14 protein-coding genes are annotated in these 17,452 nt (G+C 38.5%); 13 read left to right on the top strand and 1 reads right to left on the bottom strand.

Going from position 1 to position 17,452, the window contains the following annotated elements; translation table 11 throughout:
- Positions 1-46 precede the first annotated feature (46 nt).
- Together QX565_RS12750 and QX565_RS12745 are read left to right on the top strand one after the other, a co-directional pair.
- A complete protein-coding gene (locus QX565_RS12750; RefSeq protein ID WP_289292937.1) occupies positions 47-1,486 on the top strand; it encodes a sensor histidine kinase in 1,440 nt (479 codons plus the stop codon).
- A gap of 2 nt (positions 1,487-1,488) precedes the next feature.
- Positions 1,489-2,235 (top strand): response regulator, encoded by a 747-nt coding sequence (locus QX565_RS12745; protein WP_007487189.1) that lies wholly within the window; start codon positions 1,489-1,491, stop codon positions 2,233-2,235.
- Between the two features lie 145 nt (positions 2,236-2,380).
- Here QX565_RS12745 and QX565_RS12740 read toward each other — a convergent pair whose 3' ends face one another.
- Entirely contained in the window at positions 2,381-2,845 is a 465-nt protein-coding gene (locus QX565_RS12740) for a hypothetical protein (protein ID WP_007487190.1), read from the bottom strand.
- A gap of 1,063 nt (positions 2,846-3,908) precedes the next feature.
- Between QX565_RS12740 and QX565_RS12735 the strand changes: the two genes are divergently transcribed.
- From QX565_RS12735 to QX565_RS12685, 11 genes are all read left to right on the top strand, one after another.
- Positions 3,909-4,460 carry a UpxY family transcription antiterminator gene (locus tag QX565_RS12735; RefSeq protein ID WP_007487192.1) on the top strand — a complete coding sequence of 184 codons (552 nt, stop codon included), beginning with the start codon at positions 3,909-3,911 and terminating at the stop codon, positions 4,458-4,460.
- 71 nt (positions 4,461-4,531) lie between these two features.
- On the top strand, positions 4,532-5,017 hold the full coding sequence (locus tag QX565_RS12730; RefSeq protein WP_007487194.1) for a UpxZ family transcription anti-terminator antagonist: 486 nt from the start codon (positions 4,532-4,534) through the stop codon (positions 5,015-5,017).
- A 40-nt stretch (positions 5,018-5,057) separates the two neighbouring features.
- A complete protein-coding gene (locus QX565_RS12725; RefSeq protein WP_221649763.1) occupies positions 5,058-5,849 on the top strand; it encodes a polysaccharide biosynthesis/export family protein in 792 nt (263 codons plus the stop codon).
- Between the two features lie 23 nt (positions 5,850-5,872).
- Complete coding sequence (locus tag QX565_RS12720) at positions 5,873-8,314, top strand: GumC family protein (protein WP_289292936.1); 2,442 nt, start codon at positions 5,873-5,875, stop codon at positions 8,312-8,314.
- 105 nt (positions 8,315-8,419) lie between these two features.
- Complete coding sequence (locus QX565_RS12715) at positions 8,420-10,330, top strand: polysaccharide biosynthesis protein (protein WP_289292935.1); 1,911 nt, start codon at positions 8,420-8,422, stop codon at positions 10,328-10,330.
- A gap of 27 nt (positions 10,331-10,357) precedes the next feature.
- Positions 10,358-11,431: a polysaccharide biosynthesis protein gene (locus tag QX565_RS12710; RefSeq protein ID WP_007487199.1), complete on the top strand. Its 1,074-nt coding sequence runs from the start codon at positions 10,358-10,360 to the stop codon at positions 11,429-11,431.
- Positions 11,431-12,633, top strand: coding sequence for a polysaccharide biosynthesis C-terminal domain-containing protein (locus QX565_RS12705; protein WP_289292934.1), 1,203 nt, complete (start codon positions 11,431-11,433; stop codon positions 12,631-12,633). The genes QX565_RS12710 and QX565_RS12705 overlap by 1 nt, the downstream gene beginning before the upstream one ends.
- Before the next feature lie 14 nt (positions 12,634-12,647).
- Positions 12,648-13,832: a UDP-N-acetyl glucosamine 2-epimerase gene (locus QX565_RS12700; RefSeq protein WP_007487201.1), complete on the top strand. Its 1,185-nt coding sequence runs from the start codon at positions 12,648-12,650 to the stop codon at positions 13,830-13,832.
- A 166-nt stretch (positions 13,833-13,998) separates the two neighbouring features.
- Positions 13,999-15,258, top strand: a complete 1,260-nt coding sequence (locus QX565_RS12695; RefSeq protein ID WP_007487202.1) for a lipopolysaccharide biosynthesis protein — start codon at positions 13,999-14,001, stop codon at positions 15,256-15,258.
- 11 nt (positions 15,259-15,269) lie between these two features.
- The gene (locus QX565_RS12690) at positions 15,270-16,268 is read left to right on the top strand and encodes a hypothetical protein (protein WP_007487203.1); all 999 of its coding nucleotides are present in this window, start codon (positions 15,270-15,272) and stop codon (positions 16,266-16,268) included.
- Complete coding sequence (locus QX565_RS12685) at positions 16,244-17,443, top strand: glycosyltransferase (protein ID WP_081504757.1); 1,200 nt, start codon at positions 16,244-16,246, stop codon at positions 17,441-17,443. Before QX565_RS12690 ends, QX565_RS12685 begins: the two co-directional genes overlap by 25 nt.
- Positions 17,444-17,452 lie beyond the last annotated feature (9 nt).

Below are 17,452 nucleotides of genomic sequence, written 5' to 3'. Positions count from 1 at the left end.
AATATAAACAGGCTCTTATAATCTATTTTTATCATATCATAGAACTATGACTAACCAAAATCTGATAGCGCAGTGCAATGAGGCAGTCATTCATTTTGCGAACGAATGTATAAAATGGCAGGAACAAATAGAAGTACTTTCTTCTACTATGGACGAATCTCTTGCAGTTCCATTGGGAAAGAAACTGTGTGCTTTGTCTGCATCCCGGGAAGAAATGGATATTTACCGTCGGATGTTTGCTGCCAACGAAGAGTGTGGTCCTATGAATGTCGGAGAGATATGCAGAAAATACATTAATGATTATAATAGTGATAAGAATCACAAAAAATATCATAATATGTATCGGAAAAAAGACGCTCGTGAAGTAAGAACACGAAGGTTGAATCAGATTCTGATAGCTCCGGATATAGAGACACCCGAACAAAAACGAGAGGCCTGGACTTTGTATAATTATTCGCCTTTATTTAGGTTGGTATTTACGCAAATACTGGATAATGCTGTTAAATATAGTATGCCGAACACTACTATCGATATGCAGATGGAAGTGCATGATGAATATAAACAGATTACTTTTTCTAATTTTGGCCCCCGGCTGGAAGAGGACGAAGCAAAGCGTGTTTTAGAACATGAATATCGTGGGATTAATGCTCAGTATTTGACAACTGAAGGACATGGATTGGGGTTGAGCATAGTGAAAGAAATAGCCGATTCGCAAGAGGTACAGGTCATAGTGGAAAGTGGTGAAGAAGCCAGCAACAGTTACGATAATGTACCTTATGAACTTTTTTCGATTATCTTAGTGTTCCCTCATCGTGATATCCCTGCTTCTGCTCCTGCATTTTTACAGGGTATTTCAGATAATACAGCGATAGGTATCTATCTTCATGAAATGAATCGTGTGATACGTACCTGTTATCGGAAATTATCGGATATCTGCAATTGGGCTACTTCTAACCGTCTGGAATTGCCCGAAGAGATGTTTTTTATATGTAATTGTATGCGGGTCTCCTATTTACATATGCAGGCATTGTTTTTTTATATTGATTATCTTCTGCTGCCACAAGACATGTGTGTGTATGGCAATCCGTTGGAAAAGACGGTTTCGCTGGATACAATTCTGAATAATATATGTGTGGCCTATCGGGATGAGATAGAATATGATAAAGACTTTTTGCCTTCTTTTTCTTTTCCGGCCAAAGAACTTCTTTTATATATCTATTTGAATGGCATTATATATCATTTGCTGGAGCATCGTAAGGTGAAAGAAGAAAAGTTGGAAATGAATATTGATATTGAAACAAGTTCTGTTGTTTTCCGGGCGAAAAGTGGCTTTAATGATTTAGGAAGGAATGAAAAGCCCGTTTCTCTGGCAGAAATGGAACATCTGGACTGTCATAGATGGGGATTTTATAATTCCATTTTGCAAAACACAACAAGCGGATTTACATCAGTTATTAATAAAACAGTAATCTTGTATATAAAATAGATATGAAAAATTTCTTAAAGGAGGTTCTGAAAACAACGCTTAGCACTTATTTTGCATCTGTTGTCACAGGTGTAGGTGGTGTGTCATCTTTGATTGCATTATTTCATGATGTATCAGGACATTATGTTATCTATTTATGTGCTCTATTGCTGTTTCTTAGTTGGTACTGCTTTTATCTGTCAAAGCAGAATAAGGCAAATGCAAAGCGGGAGGAAAGTAATATTAAGGTAACGAAATGTTCTTCTGTGACTTCCTTAAAAGAGAGAACATTTAATATCCTTGCTATTGATGACCAATATAAAACGCGGCAGTATTTGAAAGAAAGTTTTCAGAGCGAATGCCTCACAGTGATAGAAGCTATTCCTACCCCTTTGTTTGCTGAGGGATTTGATATTATTATATCCGATTTGATAGGTGCCGGTCCCGGTAAAAAAGAGAATGCAACGCAGATATTACAGGGAATAAGAAAACGTTATCCTTATAAATATCTGATAATCATGTCATCTGAACCGTTGCTTCTTGTAGAAGTTGCCCAATGGGCGGATGCAACTATAACAAAGACTGAGACGGACAGTTTGTATGAGAAACTTTCAGTTGCATTGCTAAAAGCAAAGGAAGAGTTATCCAATCCCAAAAAGCGTTGGGAGAATCTAAAGGTACAGGGAGCGATTTTGCAGGACTCCTATAATAAAGAAGAGGAATATAGTTTATTTCTTGCTTCGCATCACCCTTCTACCCTAATTAAATGATACCATCATTGAAACGCAAATGATCGCAGATTTTCGCAGATTAAATGGCTGCGCTATACGTAAGCTATGATACTCTTTGCGTGAATCTGCGAGTTTCTGCGTTTCAACAATTAAAACTCCGTGTAACTCTGTGGTGAGTCTTACCTTACTTTTTTCTTTCTTCCTCTACTCTCTTTTTCCATCTCTGGAACGATTTCATGAGGGCATCTTCGTGTTTGTCTTCAATGTGATATTTATCCATAAATAATAGCAGTGATTTTTTATACATGATTCCGTTCCGGAATTTATTTTTCAGCATGATACTGTGTAACTCAGTTTTCAGCATTGTTTCTATTTCCTCTTCGATGATGATGACACTGTTGTGCCCCAGGTAATTGTATGTTTCGGGTTCTTTCCCGTATCTTGGGGCGGGTATTATGAGAGTCAGATTTCCGGTTTCCCGCCATGATACGTCTCGTGGACGTTTAACTGTGAGGTTTTTGATAACATGATACAAGTTTTCGATACTTTTTAACCTGATAGCATTGAGCTCCGTGACTACGCTGTTTTGATAGCGTACATACATGTAAGCCGCCAGATAGGGCTTTACATAGATGGTTGTTTTGACCATTCTGATTAGATTTTTATGTAACAATTCTTTTATCTTCATGGCCGTCTTCGACGGTTGAATTCAGTGCCATTGTGTTGAGAAAAAATCAACACTTTTTGGAGCTTCTTGGCACTTCTGTAAGAAGTTGTATATCAAATGGTTACAAGGTCTATTTCTTCCTCGTAGAGAAATCTTGTTTTTCTCTACGAGGAACGGGGCTTTTCTCTACGAGGAATCGATCGAATCTCGTAGAGAAATGTGTGCTTTCATAAAATCCAAACTACAAAAGTAAAATAAAATCTATTTCATATATTTTCTTGTTTTTGATTGGTTTAGTTGTTTTGTAATAAAATATGGGTGTGTGGTTGCGTGTTGGTTTATATCGTACATATGTATGAACGAATGTTGGTAAATGAGATGGTTTTCCTCGTTTAATCTATTAACTAAATTTAAATAAGAAGATTTGAAATGGGAGTGAACTCATTTTGCAGGGAAAGTATAATTTCTACTTATACTTATTGTCAGAAAAATGCGAGTATTTGGAGTGTTTTTCGGAATATTATTATCAATACAAAGTAAGAGTGAAATAGGGATTCTTAATTGTTGATTAATAGTAGTTTGATATTATTCTTTTATTTGAATAGTGTTTCAATAAACGTTCGTTTATTGGCACAAAAATATGTCCTTTTTTTTAATGTACAAAATATTTTTCAATAAAAATGATCAGATCATATCTTAACTAGAATATATCTTATTGATTCATAGTAAATTGAGTGTATATATATAAGAATAATTAGTTTATTATTAATTTAACCTGAATAGGAATAAAGGTCTTTCTAAAATAGTGTGCCAATAAACGAACGTCTATTGAAACACTATTTGGTGTTAAATGTCTTGTTTATAGTTTTTTATGTGCTAATAGATATAAAATAGTGCATAATACATATCTCCCCTCTTTATGTTTTGTCTCCTGTGATAGGGAAACTATTGAGGGCTAGTGTATTTTAAGAATTGATAATCCATTTTATACACGCTTGACCGGAAGGAGTTTTATTACCCCGGTGTCCCCAAAGAATATCCAATTGTGAACAAATCCACAGACATCTGTTGGTATCCACTTCGTGTCACCTATAGCCGTGAGTTACAGTTGAAAGAAGTGCTTGATGCCGAGCGTATAGAGAATTTCATTCCGATGCATTATGAGTACGTGAAGCAAGGAGAACGTAAGATACGAAAATTGGTTCCTGTTGTACATAACCTTGTGTTTGTTCATAGTTCCTTTGTTTGTATTGATCGTGTCAAACGGTCTCTTGGTTCTTCTTTATCTGTACGCTATATCATTGACCGTGAGACGAATCGTCCACTTATTGTTCCGGATTCGCAGATGCGAAGTTTTATTGCAGTTTCAGGTAATTACGATGAACAGATTGTTTACCTTGATCCAGCCCTTACCTCTTTACGGAAAGGGGATCGTGTACGTATTGTCGGTGGTGTTTTCGAAGGGGTGGAAGGTGTTGTTATCCGTGTAAAAGGCGATCGCCGTGTCTCTGTTTGTATCAAAGGCATTATGGCTGTGGCCACTGCATATATTCATCCTTCTTTGATAGAACTGATCCCCGATACTATTTGTGAATAAAAGAAAATGATTAGTTCCGTATTTTTTTATCAATAGTCAACTGTAAATCGCTAAACTGTAAATCTATCTATATGTTGTCTTTTCAATCACAAGTTGATACTTTGTGCCGTATAACCCGTGATCTTCTTAATCTGGGTTTTGATGGGACTCCTCTTTATTCCAATGAATTTTGTGCACTCAATACAGAAGTCTACCGTCAGGCTGAGGCTCTTTTTGTATTGCGGGGTTCTAATATTGAAGAGGAAGCACAGCGTTGTTATGTTTTATTGACTGCTTATCATGCTACTATTTATGATCATGGTAATAAAAATTTAAAAATCCAGTCCTTGCTTGATCGTAGTTGGCAATTGTTTGAACAGCTCCCTGCTTCCTTACTGAAGTGCCAGCTTTTAGTGGCCTGTTATAGTGAAGTTTTTGATGAGGATTTAGCTCAGGAAGCACGTGCAATTATGAATAGTTGGACTGGACGTGAATGGACTAAAGCGGAATGTGAAGTTTCCGATTATTTGGATAGTCTGGAAACCAATCCCTGGCCTGATTGGGAGATTGTAGAGTGAGTCATATTGTAATTTACGGAATTGTTTTAATAGCTGTTTTATGAGAATGAGATTTCTGAATAATTGTTTGCTGTGTCTGTTGGCGCTTTTTGTCTCCTGTTCTGCTCCCAAAGAGGTGCTTTATTTACAGGATATTACTTCTTTGAAAGAAGAGGTTATTGATAAGAACTATGAAGTTATAATCCATAAGGATGATTTGTTGGCTATCCTTGTGAATAGTAAAGATCCGGAATTGGCAATGCCATTCAATATGCCTATGGTTACTTATCAGATAGGTAGTAATACTTCCGGACAACAACGTCTTTTAGGTTATCTTGTCGATCAGAACGGTGATATTGACTTTCCTATCTTAGGACAGCTTCATGTGGAGGGATTGACTCGTATGCAGGTTACCGAACTGATCAAACAAAAACTCATCAGTGAGGATTTGATAAAAGATCCTATTGTTACTGTCCAATTTCTGAACTTTAAAGTTTCTGTGATGGGCGAAGTAGCACGTCCTGGTACATTCGATATTTCCGGCGACCGGATAACTCTGCTGGAAGCCTTGAGTATGGCAGGTGATTTGACTATTTATGGTCGTCGTGACCGTATAGCCGTTATTCGCGAAAAAGATGGTAAACGTCTCATTCTGTATCATGACCTTCGTTCTTCCGATATTTTTCAGTCTCCGTGCTACTATTTACAGCAAAATGATATTGTGTATGTAGAGCCCAACAAGGCGAAGACTGGTCAGAGCCGCATCAACTCCAATAACTCTGTGGGCGTTTGGTTGTCTGCCGTTTCGGTATTGGCGTCTATCACTTCTTTGATGGTAACTATGTTTAAATAATTCCGGATATTAAGAAAGAATCAATGAATACTGAATACAAAAACAATGATGTCCGCAAACAAGAGCCGGAAATTAATATCACCGATATTCTCCATCTTATATGGGTTAATTGGTATTGGTTTGTACTGTCTGTTTTGGTTTGTGGCGGGATCGCTTTCTTTTATTTAAAGTCTTCTTCCAAAGTATACAGTCGGAAAGCATCCGTTCTGATTCGTGACGATTCCAAAGGTGGTGGAATGAGTGAATCTGCGGCTTTTTCTGATCTGTCTCTTTTCGGTGGTAAACGTAATGTGGACAATGAAGTACTTGTCTTTCAATCCCGTCATCTGATGGAAGAGGTTGCGCGGCGTTTGCATTTGGATATGAGTTATAAGGTAAAAAATGGTTTGCGCAATGATGAACTTTATACCCATGCTCCGGTCACCGTTTCTTTTCCTGAGGCGGAGGAGCGTCAGGTTATAACGGTAGTGGTTACCCCTGTGGATTCCGTTACGGTACGTCTTTCCGGATTCTCTTTAGCTGTAGGGGGTGGGGGAGTTCATTCGGAAGAGGCTTTGGATGTACATCTGAATGATACGGTTTCTACTCCGATCGGTCCGATGGTCATTACTCCTACGTTATACTATACGGATGCCTTTTATGGTAAGCCTGTAAATGTAGTCAAATCCAATTTGGAGAGTGTTATTGAAGGGTATCGTGGCAGGTTGAAAGTATCTCTTGCCAGCAAGACGGCTACCATTATCAACCTGGTTCTGGATGATGTATCCACTGCCCGTGCAGAAGATGTTCTGAACATGCTTATTGCTGTTTATAATGAGGATGTTATCAATGATAAGAACCAGATAGCTGTGAATACTTCCAAGTTTATTAATGAACGTCTGATTATCATCGAACGTGAATTGGGTAGTGTGGATGCCAATATCGAAAGTTTTAAACGTGAAAATCAACTGACGGATATTACTTCCGAAACAGGTATGTACCTTGCTAATACGAGCCGTTACCAGCAGGAAGGTCTCAGTCTGGAGAATCAGTTGAGTATTGCCAGATACATTAAGGAGTATTTGACTGATCCTCAAAAGAATTCAGATTTGATTCCTGCCAATACCGGAATTTCAGATAACAGTGTTGAGGCTCAGATTAAGGAATATAATGATATTCTCTTGAAGCGTGACAAACTGGTGGTGGGCAGTAGTAGTAAGAATCCGATAGTGATAGATCTGAATAACTCTTTGGGTGCTATGAAGCAGACGATTATCCGTTCGGTAGATAACCTGATTGTCGGTCTGAATATCCAGTTGAAGAATATCCGTGAGCAGGAAGAACAGACCTCGAAGCGTATTGAAGCTGTACCTGCCCAGCAGAAATATGTACTTACGGTAGAGCGTCAGCAGAAAATCAAGGAAGAACTTTATCTGTATTTGTTGAATAAACGCGAAGAAAACGCTTTGACACAAGCTATTACCGAAAGCAATGCCCGTATCATAGATTCCGCTTCGGGCAGTAGTGCTCCGATAGCTCCTAAAACAATGACAATTGTCCTGGCTTCCATTGTTTTAGGGCTGGCTATCCCTGTGGGCGTATTTTGGTTGTTGAATGTGATGGATACTAAAGTTCGTACCCGTAAGGAGTTGGATGAAGTTTTGACTATTCCTTTTTTGGGTAATGTTCCCCGTCATGGCAATAATAATAAGGGTAAGGATTCGGATGGCATTGTTGTTCGTGAAAACGGTCGTGATTCTGTTTCCGAGGCTTTCCGTATCATTCGTACGAACATGGATTTTATGCGTGTGAAGTCTGAAAAGTTACAGGTGGTCATGTTTACTTCCGCCAATCCGGGTGCAGGGAAGACATTCGTATCGAGTAATCTTGCCATGAGCATCGCTCAGACAAATAAAAAAGTTGTTCTGGTTGACGTTGATATCCGTAAGGGAACATTGAGCGGTATTTTCTCTAATTCTTCCAATCGTATGGGGTTGACGCACTACCTTTCCGGCAGTACGGATAAGGTGGACGATATTGTGGGCATGAGTGAAGAGTTTGAAAAACTGGATGTTATTTTCTCCGGTCCCGTACCTCCCAATCCTGCCGAATTGTTGTTGAGTGAGCGCTTTGATCGTCTGATAGCCGAACTACGTAAACGCTATGATTATATCATTGTGGATAATGTTCCTGCAGGCATAGTAGCTGACGCTTCTATCGTAAACCGTGTGGTCGACCTAACTATTTTCGTAGTCCGTTCGGGTGTAATGGATCGTCGTCAGTTGCCTGAGTTGGAGAATATGTACCGTCAAGAACAGCTTCATAATCTGTCTGTGATACTGAATGGCGTTCCTTTGGAGCATAGGGGATATGGTTATGGATATGGTTATGGATACGGGTATGGTTACGGTTACGGTGATGAAGGTCACAAACATAAAAAAATGAAAAGGTTGAAAAAGTTTTTTTCTCACTTTCTGAAACGGTAGAAAACGGGTTTTTATTTATAATAAATATTGAATATAAACACACACACATTGCTACTTCAGATTAAGGATGTGAATTTCTTAATTTGAATCAATTGAAATGGATAGATGAAGGATAGATTATTAAAATTATTTTTTGAGTATTTTAGTAAAGGAGCATTGCCCTATTGGTTCATACTTTTTATTGATTCCTCTGTAGTTGTTGGAGCAGGATTGTTTGCTCAAGTGCTTCATGTCAACTCTTCTGATATTTTTGCAAACTTCTTTGGTATTACAGTCTCACTGTGCTGTTACTTGTTGGCCTATTTGATTGGCTTCAGGATAATGCATACTTATAGTAGTATCATTCGTTACTCGTCGTTCGTAGACCTTTACCGTATTGCAATGGCTAACTTTATTGGCGTGACAATTGTGGCTTTTGTCCGACTATTCATTCCGATTGATCAAGTGTTAGTATCACTTTCATGGCAAGTACTGCTTATTAGTTTTATTGTGGGGACAGCTGGAATGTGGGGTTTACGTATCTTAGTAAAATATGTATTTGATATATGCTTTGTAAGTGCTTCGGCGCAGAAAGTATTCATTTATGGTGTAAAAGAAGGAGGGATAGCACTGGCTAGGAGCATTCACTCGCAAGGATCACAGTTTGTTGTTGCTGGTTTTGTGAGTGACGATTCTAAAGATTGGCAACACATATTGATGGGTACCAAGATTTATCCCAATAACGGGAATCTTGTAGCCAAGATGCGACAGAAAGGTGCCACTGTATTGATGGTTTCACCTTTGAAGACAGAATGTCTACGCGATAACCGACAAATGATTGACTCATTGGCCGAAGCCGGAGTAAAAATCATGGTTCACTCGAGCCAGGAATGGGATGGAAAAAGTGACCTGCGCCATACACAACTCAAGGAGATTGACATTGAAGATCTCCTGCCTCGTAATCAGATTGAGGTTGATCTCGATGCGATCGGTAAGATTCTTACAGGTAAATGTGTTATGATTACCGGTGCTGCCGGTTCCATTGGTGGTGAAATTGTCCGTCAGGTAGCTTCTTTCAAGCCTTCACAGTTAGTGCTTATAGATCAGGCTGAGACTCCATTGCATGATATCCGTTTGATGATGAAACGTAAATTTGCCGATATCCCTGCTCTTACACTTACCGCCAGTATAGGTCATAAATTACACATGGAGGTTGTGTTCAGGGAGTATAAGCCGGATTATGTATTCCATGCCGCTGCTTACAAACACGTGCCAATGATGGAGGATAATCCTGGCGAAGCTGTTGCCAATAACATAGATGGCACACGTATTATAGCTGATCTTGCCGTTAAATATGGTACCAAAAAATTTGTAATGGTAAGTACCGACAAGGCAGTTAATCCCACTAATGTCATGGGGTGTTCAAAACGTATTTGCGAGATGTACTGTCAGAGCCTTAACAAAGCTATTATCGATGGGAGGATAAAAGGCTGCACCCAATTTGTAACCACTCGTTTCGGCAATGTTCTTGGTTCAAATGGTTCAGTCATCCCTATTTTTAAGGAGCAGATAAAGAACGGTGGCCCTGTAACTGTTACTCACCCCGATATTATACGTTACTTTATGCTTATTCCTGAAGCTTGCCGTCTTGTTTTGCAAGCGGGTTCTATGGGTAACGGTGGTGAAATCTTTGTCTTTGATATGGGTAAACCGGTGAGAATCGCTGATCTTGCAAAACGAATGATTCTACTTTCTGGTGCGCAGGATGTACAAATCAAATATACTGGTTTGCGCGATGGTGAGAAACTCTACGAAGAACTTCTAAACAAAGAAGAGAATACCAAACCGTCCTCACATCCTAAAATAAAACTTGCTACTGTACGTGAACTTGGATATGAGGAAGTTAGTGAGCAGATAAACAAATTAGTTGAAATTACCAAAAACAGTTATAATGACATGGATATTGTTCGCCAGATGAAGGTGCTCGTTCCTGAGTTTAAAAGTAAGCACTCAAAATATGAGGTGCTGGATAAATGAAGTCTGGGATTAAAAAAATATAAATATATGAGTGTATTTAAAGATAAAGTCCTGTTGATTACAGGTGGTACAGGAAGTTTTGGTAATGCTGTATTGCGCCGTTTTTTAGAAAGCGATATCAAAGAGATTCGTATCTTTTCACGAGACGAGAAAAAACAAGATGACATGCGGCATGCCCTCCAGAATCCTAAAGTTAAGTTTTATATTGGTAACGTGCGTGAAAAACAGTCGGTTGACATTGCTATGCGTGGTGTTGATTATGTTTTCGCTGCTGCAGCTCTGAAGCAGGTTCCTTCCTGTGAGTTCTTCCCCATTGAGGCAGTCCGAACCAACGTAGAAGGTACTAACAATGTACTTCTCTCAGCAATAGGACATGGTGTGAAGAATGTAGTTGTCCTCTCAACCGACAAGGCTGCCTATCCTATCAATGCAATGGGTATCTCCAAGGCTATGATGGAGAAGGTTGCCATAGCCAAAGGGCGTGAGCTTGGTGAGGATGCACAGACTACCATCTGTTGTACACGTTATGGTAATGTAATGGCCAGTCGCGGTTCTGTAATTCCTCTTTGGGTGGAACAGATGGTACAAGGTAAGCCCATCACTATTACAGACCCTAACATGACCCGTTTCATGATGACACTCGACGATGCAGTAGACCTCGTGATCTATGCTTTCACTCATGGACACAATGGTGACCTCTTCGTACAGAAAGCACCTGCCGCCACATTGGATGTTCTTGCAGAAGCTTTGAAGCAAATCTATTCTAAGGTAGATTCTAAATACGGTGAGACAGAAGTTAAGGTCATCGGTACTCGTCACGGTGAGAAACTTTATGAGACTCTTGTTACTCGTGAAGAAATGGCCAAGGCTATTGATTGTGGCAACTACTATCGCATCCCTTGTGATACTCGTGACCTTAACTATGACAAGTTCTTTGTGGAAGGTAACGAAAAGGTATCAACAATTGAAGACTATCATTCGCACAATACCGCACGTTTGGATGTTGAGGGCATGAAGGAGCAGCTCATGCGTCTGCGATTCATTCAGGAAGATCTTGGTCTTATCGAACGTGCAAAGTCTAAAGAAATTCGTTCTGAATAATGAATATACTTGTAACAGGCGCAAAAGGATTTGTGGGAAAGAACCTTTGTTCCGAGCTCTATAACATCAAAGATGGTAAAACTCATTGTTATGGCGCGCTTACCATCGATGCTGTCTATGAATATGATATAGACAGTAGCCTTGAAAAGTTGGACACCTACTGTTCGGACTGTGACTTTGTCTTCAATCTTGCAGGTGTGAATCGCCCTAAAGACCAGTCTGAGTTTATGACTGGTAACTTTGGTTTTGCATCAACGTTACTTGATACTTTGAAGGCCCACAAGAATAACTGTCCTGTGATGCTTTCTTCCAGTATTCAGGCTACATTGATTGGTCGTTATGGCACAAGCGATTACGGTAAAAGTAAGCTGGCAGGTGAAGAATTATTCTTTGAGTACGGCAAGGAGGTAGGTGCAAAGGTCTTGGTGTACCGTTTCCCTAACCTCTTCGGTAAGTGGTGCCGTCCTAACTACAACAGTGTGGTTGCTACCTTTTGTAACAACATTGCCAACGACCTTCCTATACAGGTAAACGATTCATCTGTTGAATTGGAGTTACTTTATATAGATGATCTTGTACACGAGATGATAAATGCGCTGAAAGGCGAAGAACACCACTGCGAGTTTGATGGTATAGAGACCGTGTTGAAAGCCGATGGCCGCTACTGTGCCGTACCTACCACTTACAAGGTAACCCTTGGTGAGATTGTTTCTTTGCTAAAGTCCTTCAATGTACAACCTCAGACACTGATAATGCCTGAGATTCCTGAAAATTCATTCGCCAAGAAACTTTATAGCACTTTCCTGAGTTACTTCCCCGCGGAGAAGGCAATCTTCCCGTTGAAGATGAGTGTTGATGATCGCGGCAGTTTCACTGAATTGTTGAAAACCGTTAATTGCGGTCAGTTCAGTGTGAACATCAGCAAGCCTGGTATCACTAAGGGTCAACACTGGCACCATACGAAATGGGAGTTCTTTATTGTGGTAAGCGGTAAAGCCCTTATCCAACAGCGCAAAGTAGGAACAGACGAAGTGCTTAACTTCGAGGTTAGCGGTGGTAAAATAGAGGCTGTGCACATGTTGCCTGGCTATACTCATAATATAATTAACCTCTCTGATACAGAGAACTTGATAACTTTGATGTGGGCAAATGAATCTTTTGACCCCAATAACCCTGATACTTATTTCTTATCAGTAGAATAAATAAGAAAACAGAAATGGCAGACATAAAGACAAACTATAGCGACGTAAAATTTGCAGACAATGGCAAGTTGAAACTTTTGATTATTGTTGGCACCCGTCCCGAGATTATCCGCCTTGCAGCAGTTATCAACAAGTGTCGTAAATATTTTGATACTGTATTGGCACATACCGGACAAAATTATGATTACAACCTCAACGGCGTATTTTTCAAGGATTTGAAGTTGACTGCTCCTGAGGTTTATATGGATGCAGTGGGTGATGACCTGGGGGCAACTGTGGGTAATATCATTAATTGTTCTTATAAGTTGATGAATGCTATCAAGCCCGATGCGTTACTTATCCTTGGTGACACCAATTCTTGTCTTAGTGCCATCGCTGCCAAGCGTTTGCATATACCTATTTTCCACATGGAGGCGGGTAACCGTTGCAAGGACGAATGTTTACCGGAGGAGACCAACCGTCGTATCGTAGACATCATTAGCGATGTGAACTTAGCTTATTCAGAGCACGCGAGAAGGTATCTGCACGAATGTGGGCTTCCCAAAGAACGCACTTACGTCACTGGTTCACCGATGGCTGAGGTATTGCATGCTAATCTTGCTGACATTGAGGCCAGTGATATTCACCAGCGTCTTGGATTGAAGAAAGGAAAGTACATCCTGCTCTCTGCACACCGGGAAGAGAACATTGACACAGAGAAAAATTTCCTTTCTCTGTTTAATGCCATCAACGCTATTGCCGAGAAGTACGATATGCCCATCCTCTACAGTTGTCATCCCCGCTCACGTAACCGCATAGAAAAGAGTGGGTTCAGGCTGGATAAGCGTGTCATCCAACACGAACCCCTTGGCTTCCATGATTACAACTGCTTGCAGATGAATGCTGCCGCTGTAATCAGTGACTCAGGTACACTACCTGAAGAGTCTTCATTCTTCACCAGCGTTGGCCATCCTTTCCCAGCTATTTGCATCCGTACAAGCACCGAGCGTCCAGAATCCTTGGATAAGGCTGGTTTCATCCTCGCAGGTATTGACGAGGCATCTCTGCTCCAGGCGATTGATATCGCCATTGCTATGAATGCCGAGGGTGATTATGGTATTCCCGTTCCCGTATATGTGGAGGATGTTGCCAACAAGGTTGTGAAAATTATTCAGAGTTACACGGGTGTAGTTAACAAAATGGTTTGGAGAAAGAACTAGTGATATAACATTATATATATAATCCTATTTGGCATTAAAGAGGTTGAAAATGGGGATGAGTAAATAAATTTGGGAAAGATATATCAATATTATGATTTTGACATATATGGTATGTCCTAAAAAAGACATTATGTGTCACATGTAAAATCAGGACGCTAACAAAATAATGAATATAAGTAATCTGTTTAAGGGTAGACAGAAAACAGTACAGGATACAGGGCTCTATTTATTGGCTTCTATAATCCCTATGATGCTGTTAATAGCTGTCAATCCATTTCTATCAAAGGGATTATCGCCATTTGATTATGCTATTATTGGCTATTTATCCTCGTTTGCTGCCATTGAGACTCCATTGATTCAATTTTTTGTTATGCGTTATTTTTTGTCCAATTATTATAGGATTGGATTTGAAGAACGTAGAAAAATTAAAACAGTAGTAGTTCAGTTACTGATTGTTTTTTCGTTTTTAATGGCCATAATAGTAGGAGGAGGTATCTGTTGTTATCATTATCTTTTTAATAGGGATTCAACTATACCATTATTCCCTTTTCTCATTTTCTCAGTTAGTACCATTTGGATTGGTGGATTATATAGTTTTCAGTTAGCTGAATACAGAATAGAAAGGCGGACTAAAGAATATTGCATTTATTGCGTTACTAATGGTATTTTTAAAGTTGTACTTATTTTTCTTTGTGTTGTATGTTTGAAGCAAGGTGCATGGGGATATGAATTTGCTACGTTCTTGTCTGCTTTTGTTTTTTTTGTAATAACGTTTTATCGTTTTAGAGAATATATTTTTCAGAGATTAGATGGAAAATTGGTAAAACAAATACTTATATTTTGTTGGCCTTTAGCGTTAGCTGGATGTTTGGAATTTTTTACAGATGGTTATAGCCGAGTTCTTGTAGAACGAGTGGGTAATAATGAAGAATATGGCATATATTGTGTAGGTAATCAGTTTGCAAAGTATATAAACATCTTTACTATGACCTTGTATTCTACATTTAATCCTGATTTGTATGAGTCCGTGGCAAATCATAATAAAAAGAAATTGCTTAAGGTTTGTGGTGTTATATTTGGTGCAGAAATAGTTGTTGTACTAGTGTATATTATTTTGGCTCCCTTTGTAATTGACATTTTAACAGCAGGTAGGTATGTGGAATCTGTTCACTATTCGCAAATCCTAGCAGTAGCACAAATTTTTGTTATAGGATTCTATCTGATGAATGACATTACCATAGCTGCAGGTTTTTCAAAAGTTGTATTATCCACTAAAATAATAGCAAGTACTGTTTCAATATTTATATTGGGATATATAGTAAGTAAGTGGGAGTTTTATGGTGCTGCGTATGGACAAATATTAATGTTTATCGTGTTCATCTTTGTTAATTTCGTTTGTTTTATTTGGAAAATAAAATATAAATAATACTTCATTGTATGGATACTGAACTTACAACTCCGGTTTTATTATTGGTGTTTAATAGACCAGAAAAAACTAAAATTATTTTTGATACGATACGCTCTGTACGTCCTACAAAACTTTATGTCGCAGCAGACGCTCCAAGAGAAGGACGATTTAATGAACGTGCATTATGTGAGCAAGTGAGAAGTGTGGTAAAAAATGTTGATTGGAAGTGTGAAGCTCATTACTTGTTTCACGACAAAAATTTAGGTTGTGCTTTAAGTGGTGTGACTGCTTGGAATTGGATTTTCGAGCATGAGGATAGAATGATTTTTTTGGAAGATGATGGTTTGCCAACCAAATCGTTTTTTTTCTATTGTCAGGACTTATTGGAAAGGTACAAAGATGATGATCGTATCGGATACATTGGAGGTGTAAATTTTGGTCAGCATTATGGTGATGCCTCCTATTACTATTCGCGTATTCCTGCATCAACCTATGGAATGGCTACATGGAAACGCACTCAGCAGAAATATGAGTTTGGATTGGAAAGCTATTATGTTGTTGCAAAAACTAAAGAATTTAAATCTAATTTTAATGGTTGGTTTGAAAGAATATGGTATACAAAAAAAATAGAAAGATATTTATTAGAAAAAAGAAGGGGGAAGATTAGTAATAGCTATGATATTCAAATGTTATTCATGTCGTTTAAGTATGGCTTGTATAATATATATCCTCAGGTGAATATGGTTTCAAATATAGGTTTTGATACTGAGGCAACAAATTATGATCCTAACTATGATGGAGGTATGGCCAAAGATTTTGCAAACAGGCCAACGTATGAGATAGAAACAATAAATTATAATGATACTGTTTACATAGACAAACAGTTTGAAGATCGTATGTTCAGGCAAAGAGGGCTTTTTAATAGAAGCTATTGTTGGGCATTAAAAGATTTGTTTGTTTACTCTTATTTACGCCAGATACCATTTATGTATATGATTGGTAAATGGTTAAGAAAGTTTGTTCATTAATGAAGATTGTTCAAATTAATGCCACTTGTGGAACTGGAAGTACAGGCAAAATCTGTGTAGCAGTTAGTGAATTACTTGCCAAACAAAGAATAGAGAATTATATATTATATTCTTCTGGAAATAGTGAATACTCGTTGGGCATTAAATATACAACAGATGAGTATTTAAAAAGGCAAGCTCTTAAATCGCGCATTTTAGGTAATTGTGGCTTTAATTCTAAACAGGCTACAAAACATCTTATTGAGGAAATTGACAGAATCGCTCCGAATATTGTTCATTTGCATAATTTACATAGCCATAATTGTAATTTAATTATGCTATTTGATTATTTCAGAATGAAGAGGCTCAAATTGTTTTGGACTTTTCATGATTGTTGGGCGTTTACCGGATATTGTTCTCACTTTGTTATTGCGAAATGTGATAAATGGAAGACTGGTTGCAACCATTGTCCACAATATAAGACATCAAGTTGGTTCTTTGATAGAAGCAGTGAGATGTATAGTCGTAAAAAACATTTGATAGAAGGGGTGGATTTGACAATTATTACCCCCTCTCAATGGCTTGCAAATTTAGTGAAGCAGTCGTTTTTTAAGAACTGTCCGGTCAATGTTATTAATAATGGTATTAATTTGGATATTTTTAAGCCCACTCCGAGTGATTTCAGAGAAAGGTATGGACTGAATAATAAGAAAATAGTTTTGGGGGTATCATTTGGGTGGGGATATAGCAAAGGCTTGGATGTATTTATAGAGCTTTCAAGGGTGCTATCCAATGATTATTCCCTCATTCTTGTTGGAACAAATCGGGAGACTGACAAACAGTTACCTTCAAACGTGATTTCCATTCATAGAACAGTAAATCAGCTTGAGCTGGCTCAAATATATTCAGCAGCTGATGTTTTTGTGAATGCTACTCGGCAAGATACATTTCCGACCGTTAATATGGAAGCTATTGCATGCGGTACTCCTGTAGTAACGTTTAGGACTGGAGGTAGTCCTGAAATTGTGAATGAGCAAACGGGTGTTGTTGTGGAATGTGACGATGTTCAAGCGTTGAAAAAGCATATAGTGACAATTTGCAATAAACAATTGTTATCAAACGAGAAAATTATAGAAGTTTCTAAAGTGTTTTCCCAAGACCTGCGTTTTGAAGAATATGTCTCATTATATCATTAAATAATAGTC

Origin of the sequence: Bacteroides sp. 41_26, assembly GCF_949740115.1 — a bacterium.
GTDB lineage: Bacteria > Bacteroidota > Bacteroidia > Bacteroidales > Bacteroidaceae > Bacteroides > Bacteroides nordii.
This window is presented reverse-complemented; position numbering and strand designations above follow the sequence as displayed.

What these genes read in the sequence shown, in the direction of transcription:
- QX565_RS12710 (WP_007487199.1), top strand. Translation starts at nt 10,358, where the DNA reads ATGAGTGTATTTAAAGATAAAGTCCTGTTGATTACAGGTGGTACAGGA.
- QX565_RS12705 (WP_289292934.1), top strand. Translation starts at nt 11,431, where the DNA reads ATGAATATACTTGTAACAGGCGCAAAAGGATTTGTGGGAAAGAACCTT.
- QX565_RS12700 (WP_007487201.1), top strand. Translation starts at nt 12,648, where the DNA reads ATGGCAGACATAAAGACAAACTATAGCGACGTAAAATTTGCAGACAAT.
- QX565_RS12730 (WP_007487194.1), top strand. Translation starts at nt 4,532, where the DNA reads ATGTTGTCTTTTCAATCACAAGTTGATACTTTGTGCCGTATAACCCGT.
- QX565_RS12695 (WP_007487202.1), top strand. Translation starts at nt 13,999, where the DNA reads ATGAATATAAGTAATCTGTTTAAGGGTAGACAGAAAACAGTACAGGAT.
- QX565_RS12745 (WP_007487189.1), top strand. Translation starts at nt 1,489, where the DNA reads ATGAAAAATTTCTTAAAGGAGGTTCTGAAAACAACGCTTAGCACTTAT.
- QX565_RS12690 (WP_007487203.1), top strand. Translation starts at nt 15,270, where the DNA reads ATGGATACTGAACTTACAACTCCGGTTTTATTATTGGTGTTTAATAGA.
- QX565_RS12685 (WP_081504757.1), top strand. Translation starts at nt 16,244, where the DNA reads ATGGTTAAGAAAGTTTGTTCATTAATGAAGATTGTTCAAATTAATGCC.
- QX565_RS12740 (WP_007487190.1), bottom strand. Translation starts at nt 2,845, where the DNA reads ATGGTCAAAACAACCATCTATGTAAAGCCCTATCTGGCGGCTTACATG.
- QX565_RS12750 (WP_289292937.1), top strand. Translation starts at nt 47, where the DNA reads ATGACTAACCAAAATCTGATAGCGCAGTGCAATGAGGCAGTCATTCAT.
- QX565_RS12720 (WP_289292936.1), top strand. Translation starts at nt 5,873, where the DNA reads ATGAATACTGAATACAAAAACAATGATGTCCGCAAACAAGAGCCGGAA.
- QX565_RS12725 (WP_221649763.1), top strand. Translation starts at nt 5,058, where the DNA reads ATGAGAATGAGATTTCTGAATAATTGTTTGCTGTGTCTGTTGGCGCTT.
- QX565_RS12715 (WP_289292935.1), top strand. Translation starts at nt 8,420, where the DNA reads ATGAAGGATAGATTATTAAAATTATTTTTTGAGTATTTTAGTAAAGGA.